Origin of the sequence: Povalibacter uvarum (assembly GCF_014202975.1) — a bacterium.
GTDB lineage: Bacteria > Pseudomonadota > Gammaproteobacteria > Steroidobacterales > Steroidobacteraceae > Steroidobacter > Steroidobacter uvarum.
Map to the genome: position 1 here is coordinate 21,818 of NZ_JACHHZ010000005.1, position 14,013 is coordinate 35,830.

The 14,013-nt window shown below is 63.6% G+C and carries 10 protein-coding genes; 7 read left to right on the top strand and 3 right to left on the bottom strand.

Annotated features, from left to right (window positions below):
- Nucleotide 1: 1 nt before the first annotated feature.
- The 6 genes from HNQ60_RS19515 to HNQ60_RS19540 all read left to right on the top strand — a co-directional run bounded on the left by HNQ60_RS19515 (nucleotide 2) and on the right by HNQ60_RS19540 (nucleotide 5,870).
- Nucleotides 2-373, top strand: coding sequence for a hypothetical protein (locus HNQ60_RS19515; RefSeq protein WP_184334468.1), 372 nt, complete (start codon nucleotides 2-4; stop codon nucleotides 371-373).
- Nucleotides 374-407: 34 nt separating this feature from the next.
- Nucleotides 408-1,241 carry a MotA/TolQ/ExbB proton channel family protein gene (locus HNQ60_RS19520; RefSeq protein WP_184334469.1) on the top strand — a complete coding sequence of 278 codons (834 nt, stop codon included), beginning with the start codon at nucleotides 408-410 and terminating at the stop codon, nucleotides 1,239-1,241.
- Between the two features lie 13 nt (nucleotides 1,242-1,254).
- A complete protein-coding gene (locus tag HNQ60_RS19525; RefSeq protein WP_184334470.1) occupies nucleotides 1,255-2,664 on the top strand; it encodes an FHA domain-containing protein in 1,410 nt (469 codons plus the stop codon).
- Nucleotides 2,645-3,739: a vWA domain-containing protein gene (locus HNQ60_RS19530; RefSeq protein WP_184334471.1), complete on the top strand. Its 1,095-nt coding sequence runs from the start codon at nucleotides 2,645-2,647 to the stop codon at nucleotides 3,737-3,739. Before HNQ60_RS19525 ends, HNQ60_RS19530 begins: the two co-directional genes overlap by 20 nt.
- Before the next feature lie 150 nt (nucleotides 3,740-3,889).
- Nucleotides 3,890-4,978, top strand: coding sequence for a hypothetical protein (locus HNQ60_RS19535; protein WP_221304316.1), 1,089 nt, complete (start codon nucleotides 3,890-3,892; stop codon nucleotides 4,976-4,978).
- A 28-nt stretch (nucleotides 4,979-5,006) separates the two neighbouring features.
- Nucleotides 5,007-5,870 carry a hypothetical protein gene (locus HNQ60_RS19540; protein WP_184334472.1) on the top strand — a complete coding sequence of 288 codons (864 nt, stop codon included), beginning with the start codon at nucleotides 5,007-5,009 and terminating at the stop codon, nucleotides 5,868-5,870.
- Nucleotides 5,871-5,990: 120 nt separating this feature from the next.
- On the opposite strand, the gene HNQ60_RS19545 is transcribed toward HNQ60_RS19540, so the two are convergent.
- The 3 genes from HNQ60_RS19545 to HNQ60_RS19555 form a co-directional block, all read right to left on the bottom strand.
- On the bottom strand, nucleotides 5,991-7,346 hold the full coding sequence (locus HNQ60_RS19545; RefSeq protein WP_184334473.1) for a tetratricopeptide repeat protein: 1,356 nt from the start codon (nucleotides 7,344-7,346) through the stop codon (nucleotides 5,991-5,993).
- A gap of 246 nt (nucleotides 7,347-7,592) precedes the next feature.
- Complete coding sequence (locus tag HNQ60_RS19550) at nucleotides 7,593-8,198, bottom strand: HD domain-containing protein (protein ID WP_184334474.1); 606 nt, start codon at nucleotides 8,196-8,198, stop codon at nucleotides 7,593-7,595.
- Between the two features lie 105 nt (nucleotides 8,199-8,303).
- Nucleotides 8,304-10,205: a methyl-accepting chemotaxis protein gene (locus tag HNQ60_RS19555; protein ID WP_184334475.1), complete on the bottom strand. Its 1,902-nt coding sequence runs from the start codon at nucleotides 10,203-10,205 to the stop codon at nucleotides 8,304-8,306.
- A gap of 463 nt (nucleotides 10,206-10,668) precedes the next feature.
- Here HNQ60_RS19555 and treS point away from each other — a divergent pair, with 463 nt between their 5' ends.
- On the top strand, nucleotides 10,669-13,983 hold the full coding sequence (treS, locus tag HNQ60_RS19560; RefSeq protein ID WP_184334476.1) for a maltose alpha-D-glucosyltransferase: 3,315 nt from the start codon (nucleotides 10,669-10,671) through the stop codon (nucleotides 13,981-13,983).
- The last annotated feature ends 30 nt before the right edge of the window (nucleotides 13,984-14,013 follow it).

The window sequence follows — 14,013 nt, forward strand, 5'->3', positions numbered from 1 at the left end:
TATGAGAGCAGCCTCCTACCTGATCATGCTCACCGTCGCTTCGGCGACCGGTCACTTCCTGTTCAACGCCGACACCGAATCGGGATCGGGTGGCGGGCAGGGCGGCGGTACGCGCATGGCGGCCGCTGAAGAATCACCGCCCGCGGAGAAGCCGGTGACACCATCGCAGAGCCCCGCGGCCGAAGAAGAGGCAGCGGCAAAGAAGGCAGCGCCAAGCACGGAAGAGGAAGCCGCCGCCGCGGAGAAGGACGGCAAGACCCCCGCCGACAAGGCGGCGGACAAGGGCAGCGCCGCGAAGGGCTCGCCGCAACGTTTCATTCCATCCGAGCAGGTCCGCGCCGATTTCGACGTGTCCTTCCCGGTGGACATCTGATCACGCTCCGCCACAACGGAACATCGAGAGATTCATGGTCACAGCCACTGCCAATCCGCCGAGCGCACGCCGCCGCTTCCAGTATCCGAGCGAGTTCGCCTGGACGCTGTTCGCGCTCGTCTTCACGCTCATGGCCGTTCACGCCACTTACGTTGCATGGATTCGTCCCCAGGGCGAGGCGATCACGCAGATCGAGCTCGAGCGCATGAAGGAAGACAAGACCTACATTCCGAAGCGTTCGTTCTTCCTGGTCATCAAGGACTTCGAGCAGGAGCTCGAGATCATGCACTTCGTCTGGGCCATGCTGATCATCGGCTACAAGGCCGTGCTGGTACGACGCGAGCGCAAGTTCCTGGAGCGCGAGCTGATCCAGGTGCCCGAAGGCATCAAGGTGCTGCCGGAAGACGCGAAGGACTATGCGCGCCAGCTCGAATCGCTGCCGCAAGAGGACAAGCAGCGTCTCGTCGTTCGCGCCCTGCAGCGCACGCTCGATCGATTCGCCGCGACCCGCAGCATTCGCGACTCTGCCGAGACATCGAGCGCGGTCTGCGATTCGGAGGCCGATCGCCTCGACTCCAGTCTCGCGATGATCCGGTACATCGCCTGGGCCATCCCGGCCATCGGCTTCATCGGCACCGTGCGCCACATCGGCGACGCGCTGCTGCAGGCCAACCAGGCCGTCAGCGGCGACATCACGTCGGTGACGTCGAGCCTCGGTATCGCATTCAACGCCACGTTCGTCGCCCTGTCGCTCACCATCGTGCTCATGTTCTTCCTGCACCAGCTCCAGCAGTCGCAGGAAGATCTCGTCCACGACACGGATCAATGGGTGGATCAGAGACTGATCCGTCACATGCAGGTGAGATGAGAGCGAGTCGACCATGCTCTGCCTCGAACTCATCGATGCCGGCCTCATTCTCACGCAGCAACGCGGCGAGGGAGTGACCGTTCTCTCCGAAGCGCCCGGCGTGGCCGTGCTCGAAGACGCGGCGACTGTGACGGGTGAACCGGCGATGCAACGCATACGCGTCAAGCCGCTGCAGGCGCAGACCAACTACTGGCGTGCACTCAGCACCGAGTCACTGACGCGTCCGTCTCGGCTCGTTCGGACGACAGCGGATGTTGCGTTCGCTCAAGCGAGCGAGCTGCTCGAGCCGCACAAGTCCGATAGCGAAGGGGTGCTGCTCGCGATTCCCGCCGGCTACAGCCGCGAGCAGCTCGGCCTGCTGCTCGGTGTCATCAATGAGACCGGTGTGAGCGTCGCGGGAGTCGTAGACGCGGCGCTGGCAGCGTGCAGTCTGGAGTCGGCACCTGCGCGTGCGCTGCACCTCGATCTCGAACTGCATCAGGCGCTGCTGACGGTGCTCGACTACGCGGGCACGAAGGGCGGCGGCGATCACGGCGGTCTGAAGCGCAACCGCTACGAAATCGCGCCACGACGCGGAATGATGGCGCTGCATCAGACGTGGATGCAGATGATCGCGGAAAACTTCGTGCGCAACACCCGCTTCGATCCTTTGCACGATGCGTCGAGCGAACAGCGATTGCTGAACATGCTGCCGACGTGGCTTGCGGAGCTGGCGGGCAATGAAAAGCTGACACTGTCGATGCAATTCGGCGATCGGCCGCTCGAGGTGGAAGTGGAGCGGTCTCAGTTCATCGCCGCCGCGGAGCCGCACTACGCCGAACTGCTCAGACTCGTCCAGGACGCGCGAGTCGCGGGATTGCCGATCGAGCTGCGGGTATCGCAGCGCGTCGCCTCGTTGCCGGGCCTGACGGATCGACTCTCGACATTGCGCGATTGCGTGCTGAAGGTTCTGCCGCGCGGCGCTGCGGCATTGGGTGCCCTGATGCATCGCGCGACGATCGAGCGCACGCCAGATGCGCTGGCGCTCGTCTATCAGCTGCCGCTGGAACGGGCCGAGGGCAACACTGCGAGCACGGCTCACGAAGCGACTCCGCCGCAGCTGCGCCCGACGCATGTGCTCTACCAGGGGCGTGCATGGAGAATTTCAGACCGGCCGCTGGCAGTCGGCTGGTCGCCGGCGGCGGATCGATCCCTCGTGTTGCCGAGTGCCGCGCCGGGGCTTTCCCGGTCGCATTGCACGCTGGTTCGCCGCAACGGCTCCGTGGTCGTAGAGGATCGCAGTACTTACGGTTCGTTCGTCAACGAAGAACGAGTGGTGGGCGAGACGGTACTCACGGTCGGCGACCGGCTGCGGCTCGGTTCGCCGGGAGTGACGCTCGACATGATTCAACTGGTGCAGGACGATGGCGCGCCGCAAGACTGAAGTCTTCAGCATGTCGTTCCTCGATTGCATCACCTGTGCATTCGGGTCGGTGGTGCTCGTCTACGTGCTCATCAACGCCAAGGGCGGATTGCGCGCGACGACGCAGACCCGGGCAATGCAGGCCGAAGTGCAGCAACTCGAGGAGCAGGTGCTCGAGGGCTACCAGAACCTCGTCGTGCTGCGTAACTCGATGGTCCAGACACAAAGCGAGGAGGTCCGGACCGAGGGCATGGGCGAACGCGTGCTCGCCGAGACCGAACAGCTCAAGGTCCAGCTCGCGGATTCCAACAAAGAAGCGCTCTCGCGCCGTGAAGCGATCGAGCGCCTGAAGGCGGATCTGAAGTCACTCGAAGAAGGCACGCGCCGGCTGGAAGGCGCATCCGAACGTTCGGACACGACCGGCACCCGCGTGCGCGGCTTCACCGGCGATGGTGATCGGCAGTACCTCACGGGCCTGCGCGTCGGCGGCGAGCGAATCCTCATCATGGTGGATGCGTCGGCGAGCATGCTCGACGAGACCGTCGTCAACGTGCTGCGCATGCGGAACATGTCCGATACCCGCAAGATGATGTCGGATAAGTGGCGGCGCACACTGTCGACGATGGACTGGCTCGCGGCCCAGCTCCCCCTCGAAAGCGAGTTCCAGATCTACGCCTTCAACACGCAGCCGTGGCCGTTGAAAGAGGGCACCGAAGGAAAGTGGCTGAAGGTCAATGACGCCACGGCGCTCAACGAGTCGCTGACCAACCTGCGCAAGGCGATCCCGAAGGACGGCACGAGCCTCGAGAATGCCTTCCAGGCGATTGCCGCCCTGAACCCGAAGCCGGACAACGTCATCCTGATCACTGACGGCCTGCCGACCCAGGGGACGAGCGCCCCGCTGATCAAGAAGACCGTCGACGGCGACGACCGTCTCAAGTTCTTCGAACGCGCCATCGCGAAGTATCCGAAGAACGTCCCGCTCAACGTGATTCTCATGCCGATGGAAGGCGATCCTTCCGCCCCGAGCGCCTTCTGGCTCGCCTCACGCCGCACCGGCGGCTCGTTCATCAGCCCGTCGAAGGATTGGCCATGATAGGAAGAAGTGGATGGCGGATAGCGGATAGCGGATGGGTAGAGCCGCAGAGGCCACCCTCCGCGGTTCGCTCGCTTTCGTCATCTGGTCTGCGCGCAAAGAGCATCCTTTCCGGCTATCCGCCATCCGCTGTCCGCTATCTACTTCCTCATGCCTCGCCGTAACGAACGTCGCGAAACGGAGATCTTCAGCATCTCCTTCCTGGACTGCATCACGTGCGGTCTCGGTTCGGTCGTGCTGCTGCTCGTGCTGAGCGACATGAAATCGCCGGAGGCTGAGCGGTCGCAGGAGGATCTGCAGGCGCAGATGGTCAAGCTCCAGGACGAGCTGGTCGATATCGCGGGGCAGGCGGAAATCCTGAATCGTGATCTCACGGCGCGACAGCAGCAGCTCTCCGAGGAGAAAGCGAAGATCGCGCGCTTGCGCGGCGACCTGACCGACATCCGCGGCCAGTTTGCGGCTTCGAAGAAGGAAGCCGACGTTGCGAACGAGATCGAAGGCCGGCTGGTATCGGCGCAGCAGTCCTTGAGCGAAGAGATGAAGCGCGTGCTCGGCCGCGGATTCCATCGCAAGAAGGACGATGCCATCGGCGGTATTCCGGTCGACAGCGAATACATCATCTTCGTCGTGGATACTTCCGGCAGCATGGTGAACTACGCCTGGCCGATGCTCATCCAGAAGGTGGAAGAGACGCTCAACCTGTATCCGCGCGTGAAGGGCTTCCAGGTGATGGACGACGAGGGCGGATACATGTTCTCCGGCTACCGGGGGAAGTGGATTCCCGACACGCCCGCGCAACGCAAGATCGTGATCGACCGCATCCGCAACTGGAATGCGTTCTCGAACTCGAGTCCGATCGAAGGCATCGTCGAGGCGATCCGCACGTACTACTCGAAGGACAAGAAAATCAGCATCTACGTGTTCGGCGACGAATTCACCGGACCGTCGATCGACGCGGTGGTCAAGAGCGTAGATGTGCTGAATCGTGCGGACGACACCGGCGAGCGCAGAGTCCGTATCCATGCGATCGGTTTTCCGGTGCGGCCCGACGCGCCCCAGTACACGAGCATTCGCTTTGCCACGCTGATGCGAATCCTGTGCGCCAAGAACGGCGGTACTTTCGTGGGACTGGATGATCCGAAGCGCGGCGGACCCGCGTTCCGGATTGGCGGCACATCGCAAGAGGACGCGCCGGGCCAGGTCGCATTGCAGGCAGATCCCGCGTCGAATCCTTCCTGACCTTCTTTTCCGACAGGCCGAGGTCGTTTTGAAACCGATAACAACAACAGGCGCGCCACGCATCGCCGGATGGCTTCGGCCGATGGCGCTCGCGGCAGCCACGGCCTCGATGCTCGTCGTTGCCGGCTGCGGCCCGGTCAAGCTCGTGGCGACGACGAACATTCCGACGCCGCTCGTCGTGAAGATTCCCGTGTCCGTCGCCGTGTTCGTGCCGAAAGAGTTTTCCGGCTTCGTGCATGACGAAGAGCGCTCGGGAACGGACTGGCACGTCGAGCTCGGCAGGGCACAGACGGACGGATTGATGCGTCTGCTGAACGCGATGTTCCAGCACGTCGTTGTCGTGGACAGCCTGAATGTGGGACCTCAGGGAGACGTGCGGGCCATCCTCGAGCCCAGCGTCGAAGAGTATGCGTTCGTCACTCCGCGCGATGCCGGTTCGCCGTTCTTCGCGGTCAGCATCAAGTACCGCATCAACGTCTACACGCCCGATGGGAAGCTCGCCGACTCCTGGGGCTTCACAGGCTACGGCACGGCGCCTTCACAGGGAATTTCGAGCGACGCACCGCTCACGCAGGCGACGGCACTGGCGCTGCGTGATGCGGGCGCGAAGCTCGCCGTCGAATTCAGGGAACAGGCGATCGTGCGCGGCTTGTTGCCCGAAGGCGCTGTTCCCGATACGCCGGTCCTGCCGCCGACGGGTTTGCCGGCTCCGGCGCCGAGCCAGCAGCCGCCCGCATCGGCGCCCGCCGAAGCACCGCCGGCACAGAGCGAGCCGGCGGCGACGGAACCGCCTGCTGGAGGCGAGAGTGCGCCGGAGGCGAAGCCCTCCGAGCCGGTCGAGAAAGAAGAAGAGAAGAAGCCAGAGCCGGCGAGGGTCGAGTCGCTGGTTTAGTAGGGATCGGACGGATGGACTCCCGCTTTCGCGGGAGTGACGAAGACCAGATCGCTATCGCGATGACGTCCGGCTGAAGCCGGACCCACAACAGGAAACTCCTGTTTTGCGGACCGGCGCTTACTCCGTTTCTTTCGCTCCGCCGCGCTGCCGGAAGATCTGGCGGAAACCTACTGCAGTGGTCACTATCGGTTTGCCGTCGACGAACTTCGGGCGGTAGCGCGAAGAGCGAATCGCTTCCAGCGACTGCGAAACCTGTCGCTCGGTCGCATCCTGCCCGACCACTCGTTCATCCGAAACGCTGCCGTCTTCGTGCACGGTGAACTCGAGCTGCACGAACCGTTCGACGACCTCGTTGGGCGGACGATTGAGATTGCGCGTGGCCAGCGACGGGATCGGGTAGTACACCTGCGCAGGGAAACTGAGGAGCGACTGCAGGTTGGCGGCGTCCTGGCCCTTGGCTTCGGCGATCAGCTTCGCCGCTTGCTCGTAGTAGGGCATCGATCGCGCCGGCGTCTGCTTGAACATGAACCAGTCGCCCGTCTGCACGAGCGCCCCGGCGTACGTCTGGACCGATCGGTCGGGAGTGGTTTCCAGGATCTTCAACGCCCGCAGCAATGCGCGTTCACCTTCGCCGCTGAGATAGCGCGGATTCATCGGCTCCATGATCATCGTGGTTTCGGGCTGCGGCAGTTTGTCGCTGCGCGTCACGATGCCGAGGTGCGAAAGCACGATCTCTTTTGGAAAGCTCTGCGCAAGCGCGAGCAGCGGCTGCACGACGCCCACATGATCCGCACCGAGTTTGCGTGACGCGAGCGAAACGCCCTGTCGATAGAGCTGGCGCGCGGGTTCAACGAGCCCGACTTCCAGATACCAATCGCCGACGACGCAGAAGAGGGGGACCATGCGAGGGTCATCCTCGCCGTACACGTGTTCGCCCACGCGCAGCACGTACTGCATGTGGCGTTCGGCTTCTGGTGCCGCGCCGACGCGGGTCAGGCTGTCGGCGAGCTGGCGCAGCAGCCCTTGCTGCGACAGGTCGAACAAACCGGCCGAGCGTCGCGAGATGAGCAGCGCGCGATCCATGTAAGGGATGGCCTGTGCGTGCTTGTTCTGGGTTGCCAACGTGTAGCCCAGCCCGCGCAGAGGATCGATGAGTGCGGCGCTGGTCCGGGAGCCGTATTTTTCCGCGAGCTGAACCGCTTCGGTGAATGCCTGCTCGGCGGCAACGAGGTTTCCTTTGTTCAGCTGTGCGCCGCCGAGCAACGACAGTGCTTCTGACAGTCGCAAACCGGTGTCCGCGGTGGCAGGTCTCGAAGCGGCCACGAGCTGTTCAGCTGACGCGATAGCCGCGTCCCAATCCTTGTTGTCGAAACGGGCCCAGTACTCCTGCTGCCAGGAAGGCTGAGCAACGGGCTGCGCCGCGCTCATGCCCGACCAGGTGGCGATGAGGCCGCAGATCACCGCGGCCCCCATCCATCGCCTCAACGACGGTTGCGCGATGCTGGCTGATCGACTACGACGCGGGTGACAACTTTGCAGCATGACGATCGACGCCGTCTCGCTCGAGTGGACTGATGTCGAGGCTACAGGCAAGGCCTGCCGGGCGGAAGTGCGGTCCGCCTCATTTCATCCGGATGCTGAAGACGGAGCCCAGGTCAGTAGGTGACCTGGCAGCGCGATTGCGTTCTCCCGAAATCCCTACAAGCGCGACGAGAACATTCAGCCGGTCGCCGGCTGCTTGTCCTTCGGCACGTAGATCGAGTTCTTCACGTTGGTCAGAACGCGACGGACCATCGGCTCGAAGGCTTCGAGCGGCATGTTCCTGAACTTGGGATCGAACGCGGGACCGTCATACAGGCGACAGAATTCTTCCGTATGGGCGTACCACGGATGCTCGTGGAACTGATCGCGCATGTTCCGGTCGAGCCCGAGGTAGTGGAAGAAGTAGTAGCCCTGGAAGATCGCGTGCTTCTCGACCATCCAGTGATTCTGCTCCGACACGAAAGGCTTGAGGATCGCGGCGGCCACATCGGCGTGATTGCGCGGGCCGAGCGTGTCGCCGATGTCGTGGAGCAGAGCGCAGACGACATATTCCTCATCGCGCCCGTCCTGGTGAGCACGTGTGGCCGTTTGCAGGCAATGCTGGAGCCGGTCGACCGCGAAGCCGCCGCAATCGCCATCGAGCAGGCGCAGATGCGCGAGCACTCGATCGGGCAGATCCTGGATGAAGGGCTTCATCGCCCGATTGATGATCGACCAGTCTTCCCGGGTGCCATCGACCATCGTGTGAAACTGAGCGCGCGGCCCATGATCGCCGTCAGCCATCGCCGTCTCCCAATCGCTGGATGGCTGCAAGGTACGGGCGGGCTCGGAGGCCTGTCAATCAGCCGGACGCTGGTGTCCCGTCAAAGTCGCCGCGCCTCGGGCGCCTTATGCGGCAGAGCGCAGTGACTGCGTTGCACCGGCCTGTGCCGACGGCTGCGATGCAGAACGACGCTGGGTTTCGGCACCGATCGAGAAGTTGGAAACGGCATCCATCAGGTTCTGGACCTGGTCGCGCAGCGAGCCTGCAACGGCAGCTGTCTGCTCGACGCGTGCAGCATTCTGCTGCGTGTCGCCGTCGATTCGTTCGATGGCCTTGTTCAGCGTGCCGATGTCTTCGCTCTGCGAACGGCTCGCACGCGCGATCTCGTTCATGATCTCGGAGACGCGGGTGACCGACTTGAGGATGTCGCTCATGGCCGTGCCGGCGCTGCTGACGAGCGAAGCGCCCTTCTCCACGTCTTCGATGGAAGTGCCGATGAGTTTCTTGATCTCATCCGCGGCAGATGCCGAACGCTGCGCGAGATTGCGCACTTCGCTTGCAACCACGGCGAACCCGCGGCCCTGCTCACCAGCGCGAGCGGCTTCCACCGCGGCGTTCAACGCGAGCAGGTTGGTCTGGAACGCGATGTCGTCGATCACGCCGATGATGTCGCCGATCTTGCGCGAGGAGCCGGTGATCGTGTTCATCGTCGCGACGACCTGGCTCACGACTTCGTTGCCGCGCGACACCGTGCCGCGAGCGTCGTCAACCAGGCGGTTCGCGTTGAGCGCGCTGTCGAGGTTGCGCTGCACGACTGTGGCCACCTGCTGCGCACTGTCCGCCGTCTCGCGAACAGCCGCCGACTGCGACGATTCGCGCTGAGCGAGCTCGTCGTTGGCCTGTGCGATCTGCTGGCCCGCATCGTCGATCGTCTGAGTCGCTTCGCGAATGCGAACGATCAGGGATTGAAGCTCCCGGCGGCTGACGTCGAAGGCTTCGATCAGCATGGCGATCTCGTCGGCACCACGCGCCGAATAGTTCGTCGTGAGGTCGCCGCTCGCAAGCTTGCGCATGCGCAGCAGCAATGCACCGAAGCCGCGAAGGTTCGAGACGTAGAAGCTGGTGATGAGGTACGCCACGATCACCAGGCTGACGAGGGAGATGAACAGCAGGTTGTTGCGATGGCTCTTGAAGCCATCGATTCGCTTCGCGAGCAGTTCATCGAGCACAGAGGCCGTATCCTGCGACGCCGCGAGCGTCTCGACGATCAGTGCGCGGCCTGCATCCGCCCGAACCGAAGCCGCTGCTGCAAGGTCAGTGCTCTGCCGCAACGTCTCGGCGTTCGTGCGGAACTCGCGCCAGGCGCGATCGACGCCGCTCGTGTCGAGCTTCGAAGACAGCGAAGGATTGGCGCCGACAGCGCGGCGGATCGCGGTCGTCAGAGAGTCGTAGTAAGTCGAAACGCGCGCGATGATGAATTGCGCATTGGCGCGGTCTTCGGCCGTCACCGTTCCAGCCGTACGCACGGCAGCGGTGAGCGTGTCGAGCTGCGCTGCGGCGACGGCGAGTTTCGGCGCGTAGTCCATCGTGAGCGCCATGGCGTAATAGGAATCGAGGTCGGGGTCGAGCGTCAGCTTCGAGTTGTCGCTCACCACGGAATAGAGCAGCACGGTCGCGGCGGGTGCATCTTGCGCACTGGCACTGCGAACTTGGTCGAGAGCGGTATCAATTTCGAGCGCGCGGGCCTGCGTCCGGTTCAGATCTCCAAGCGCGGCGATCTCGGCATCCGCGCGCTGCGACTGCAGCTGGGATTCCAGCACGTTGTTCAGCGGCGCGATCCACGCGCTGCCGAGCTGTTCCGCCTCGGCGAAGGCAATGTTGCTGCTCGAATAGCCCACCACGCCGTAGATCGCGATGCCGAGCGGCACCATGAACGCAAGGCTGATCAGGGCGAATTTCGCGGGCAGCCGCAAGTTCTGCATCATGCCGATGCCGGGGCGGATGGCTGCTTCGAATACTGAACTCATCGGACACTCGCGAAAAGTCGCTGCGCGCACCAGCGGACGGTCTGCGCCTGATTCTTGGGCTCACGCCGTCGCAGGCCCCATCGCAACGCGCACGGCCCTGTCGGATAAGGTCATGAAATCGCTGCGAGGCGCTGAACGGCGGATTCGGCGCTTAACCTCCCATCGGCGGTCTCCGGCGTTTCTTGAGAGAGACAAAGCCCGTCTGGACCGGTCGAGTTGTGGACTGCGTCACACGTTTCGGGGGAGGGGTCCGTGCGTCACTCCCGCGATAGCGGGAGTCCATGCCGGGGCATGCAGCGGGAGTCCCGCGGGGCCGAGATGGATCCCGCTTTCGCGGGGATGACCGAGGGCGGACCTTTCGGGCCCCCGCAGGCGTTGTGGACGAATCAGCGTCGTCGGTACGCCGACAAGCCCCCGCGGGCTGGACGCTCCGGCCACATATATAAGCCCTGCAACCGGACCCATGCCTGCACCGACAGACCGTCCGCGCGACCCCTATCCGCTCTGGTACAAGGACGCGATCATCTACCAGATGCACGTCAAGGCGTTCCACGACGCCAATGGCGACGGCATCGGCGACTTCGCGGGACTGATTCAGAAGCTGGACTACATCCAGGACCTGGGCGTCAACACCATCTGGTTGTTGCCGTTCTATCCGTCCCCGCAGCGCGACGACGGTTACGACATCGCCGACTATCGCGATGTCCATCCCGACTACGGCACGCTCGATGACTTCAAAGCCTTCGTGCAGGAAGCGCATCGCCGCGGCTTGCGGGTGATCACCGAGCTCGTCATCAACCACACTTCGGATCAGCATCCCTGGTTCCAGGCCGCACGCCGTGCACCGCCGGGCTCGCCCGAGCACGAGGTCTACGTCTGGAGCGACACCGACAAGAAGTTCTCGGGAACGCGGATCATCTTCACGGACACGGAGAGCTCGAACTGGGCGTGGGACACGATCGCGCGCCGCTACTACTGGCACCGCTTCTTCTCGCACCAGCCCGATCTCAATCACAACAATCCTGCTGTCGTCGACGCAGTCATCGAAGTGATGCGCTTCTGGCTGGACATCGGCGTCGATGGTTTGCGGCTCGATGCGATTCCATACCTGTGCGTCGCGGAAGGCACGAACAACGAAAACCTTCCCGAAACGCATGCGGTGCTGAAGCAGATGCGCGCCGCGGTCGATGCGGGCTACCAGGACCGGATGTTCCTCGCGGAAGCGAATCAGTGGCCGGAAGACGTCAGCGAGTACTTCGGCAACGGCGACGAATGCCACATGGCATTTCATTTTCCACTGATGCCGCGCATCTTCATGGCGGTCGCGCTGGAAGATCGCTATCCCGTCGCGGAGATCCTGCGGCAGACACCGGACATTCCCGAGAACTGCCAGTGGGCCATCTTCCTGCGCAACCACGACGAGCTGACGCTGGAAATGGTGACGGATCGCGAGCGGGACTACATGTACAAGATGTACGCGCAAGAGCCTCGCATGCGCGTCAACGTGGGAATCCGCCGCAGGCTCGCGCCGCTGCTCGGCAACGATGTCGATCGCATCAAGCTCATGTACAGCCTGCTGCTGTCGATGCCCGGCTCGCCGATCATGTACTACGGCGACGAGATCGGCATGGGCGACAACATCTACATCGGCGATCGCAATGGCGTGCGCACTCCGATGCAATGGAGCATCGATCGCAATGCCGGCTTCTCGCGAGCCGATCCGCAGCGCCTGTACTTGCCGATCATCATGGACCCGATCTACGGCTATCAGTCCGTCAACGTCGAAGCACAGGGTCGCGATCCGTCTTCGCTGCTCAACTGGACGCGACGGGTGCTGAGCATCCGGCGCCAGTACCGCTGCTTCGGTCGCGGCACGCTCGAGTTCATCCGGCCGCAGAATCGCAAGATCATCGCGTACGTCCGTTCGTTCGAGAACGAGATCATTCTCTGCGTCGCGAACCTCGCGCAGTCCGCGCAAGCTGTCGAGCTCGATCTGGCGCGATTCAAGGGGCGCGTGCCAGTCGAGCTTTCCGGTCGCAATGCATTTCCGCCGATCGGTGAACTGCCGTACTTTCTCACGCTCCCGGCGCATTCGTTCTTCTGGCTCGAGCTGAGTGCGTCACACCAGGCGCCGTCGTGGCACGTAGAGCGATTGCCGGCTTCCGAGCTGCCCGTGCTGGTGCTGACGGATGGCATCAAGTCGCTGTTGTGGCCCGATCGCCAGCCAGTGTCCCGCTCCGTGACGCGTCGGACGTTGCAGCAGCTCGAAGCGGAAGTTCTTCCGGAGTTCCTGCGCATCCGCGGATGGCTGCGGGAGGCGGCGACCAAGATTCATCTCGGCGAGCGCATCGTGTGGACCGGTGCGCATGGCGAGACGATGCTGACATTCATCTACGCCGAAACGCAGCAGGCGGGTCGCCAGCGCTACGCGTTGCCGCTGACGCTGGTCTGGGATGATGCAGCGGACAGCGACGTCCAGCGGACTGCCGAGTGGACGCTGGCTCGTGTGCGCGAGCATGCGCGGGTCGGCATTCTCATCGATGCATTCGCCGATCCCAATTTCTGCCGGAGCATCGTCAAGGCGGTCGAGGGTGCCGAGCGCGTCGAGTTCACCGGAGGCGCACTGCGCTTCGAGAGAACCGCCGCCTGGAGCGGATTCGATCTGAGCCGCCTCGCGCCGGTCCAGCACATTGGCGCTGAGCCGCTGGAAGCAAATGTCATTCTCGGCGAAAGCGTGTTCATCAAGGCGTACCGCTGCGTCGAGCCCGGTATCAACCCGGACATCGAGATGACGGATTTCCTTACGCGCGTGGGCTTCGGTCGCATCGCGCCGCTCGGCGGCACCGTCACCTGCGAGATTCCGGGGAACGCCCCGATCGCGCTCGCCGCTGTGCATGCGTTCGTTCGCCACCAGGGGGATGTCTGGACCTTCACGCTCGATCATCTCGATCGCCTCGTCACCGAGCTGCGTTCCGGTTCGGCAGCGGGCGGCAAATCACCTCATGCGCTGTTCTATGACCGGCTCCGGACGCTTGGCCGGCGCGTCGGCGAGTTGCATGCCGCATTGAGCGGCACGAGCGAAGACCCTGCGTTCGCGCCAGAACCGGTAACCGCGTCGGACATGGCGGAGATTGCTTCCGAACTCGTGCAGTTGGCGGAGAGCGTCATCGCGGACGCGCGGCAACGCTTCGCACGGTCCGATGCAGCGGCACAGGGCGCGTTGCGGCCGCTGATCGACGCGCACGACCGGATCATCGGCGAGATCCGGTCACTCGCCGCGAAACCGGTGAAGGCCATGAAGGTGCGCCACCACGGCGATCTCGTGCTGCGCAAGATCCTGCTCGTCGCCGATGACTTCGTGATCACCGACTTCGAGGGCATTCTGACGCTGCCGCTGGAGGCACGCCGTCGCAAGTATCCGCCGCTCAGGGACGTCGCAACGCTGCTGTGTTCGCTGGAACGCGCACGCGCTGCGGCGCTCGAGCGAGCCCTCACCAGTCAACCCGACATTCGCGAGCGAATCGAGCCGGCCTTGAACAGCTGGCTGGCGGGCGCGACAGAAACTTTCATGAAGAGCTATCGCGCAAGCGTCGAGGATTCTCCTGTCGCACCCGGGAAGGCTGCCGATGCGGATACGCTGATCCGCTTCTTCCAGATCGAAAGGACATTGCGGGATCTCTCCGTCGATCTCGATCGACGGTTCGCAGCGGTCGAGGCGACGACCGCATCGTTGCTGTCGCTGATCGGCGAGCCCCGTCGGCGGAACGAGGGCGCTTGACTCATCGACGGCGCGGGAGGAGAGATGTTC

Excerpts from the sequence above, each read along its gene's own strand:
- HNQ60_RS19530 (WP_184334471.1), top strand. The coding sequence starts at position 2,645 with ATGGCGCGCCGCAAGACTGAAGTCTTCAGCATGTCGTTCCTCGATTGC.
- treS (WP_184334476.1), top strand. The coding sequence starts at position 10,669 with ATGCCTGCACCGACAGACCGTCCGCGCGACCCCTATCCGCTCTGGTAC.
- HNQ60_RS19555 (WP_184334475.1), bottom strand. The coding sequence starts at position 10,205 with ATGAGTTCAGTATTCGAAGCAGCCATCCGCCCCGGCATCGGCATGATG.
- HNQ60_RS19520 (WP_184334469.1), top strand. The coding sequence starts at position 408 with ATGGTCACAGCCACTGCCAATCCGCCGAGCGCACGCCGCCGCTTCCAG.
- HNQ60_RS19535 (WP_221304316.1), top strand. The coding sequence starts at position 3,890 with ATGCCTCGCCGTAACGAACGTCGCGAAACGGAGATCTTCAGCATCTCC.
- HNQ60_RS19550 (WP_184334474.1), bottom strand. The coding sequence starts at position 8,198 with ATGGCTGACGGCGATCATGGGCCGCGCGCTCAGTTTCACACGATGGTC.
- HNQ60_RS19525 (WP_184334470.1), top strand. The coding sequence starts at position 1,255 with ATGCTCTGCCTCGAACTCATCGATGCCGGCCTCATTCTCACGCAGCAA.
- HNQ60_RS19545 (WP_184334473.1), bottom strand. The coding sequence starts at position 7,346 with ATGGGGGCCGCGGTGATCTGCGGCCTCATCGCCACCTGGTCGGGCATG.
- HNQ60_RS19515 (WP_184334468.1), top strand. The coding sequence starts at position 2 with ATGAGAGCAGCCTCCTACCTGATCATGCTCACCGTCGCTTCGGCGACC.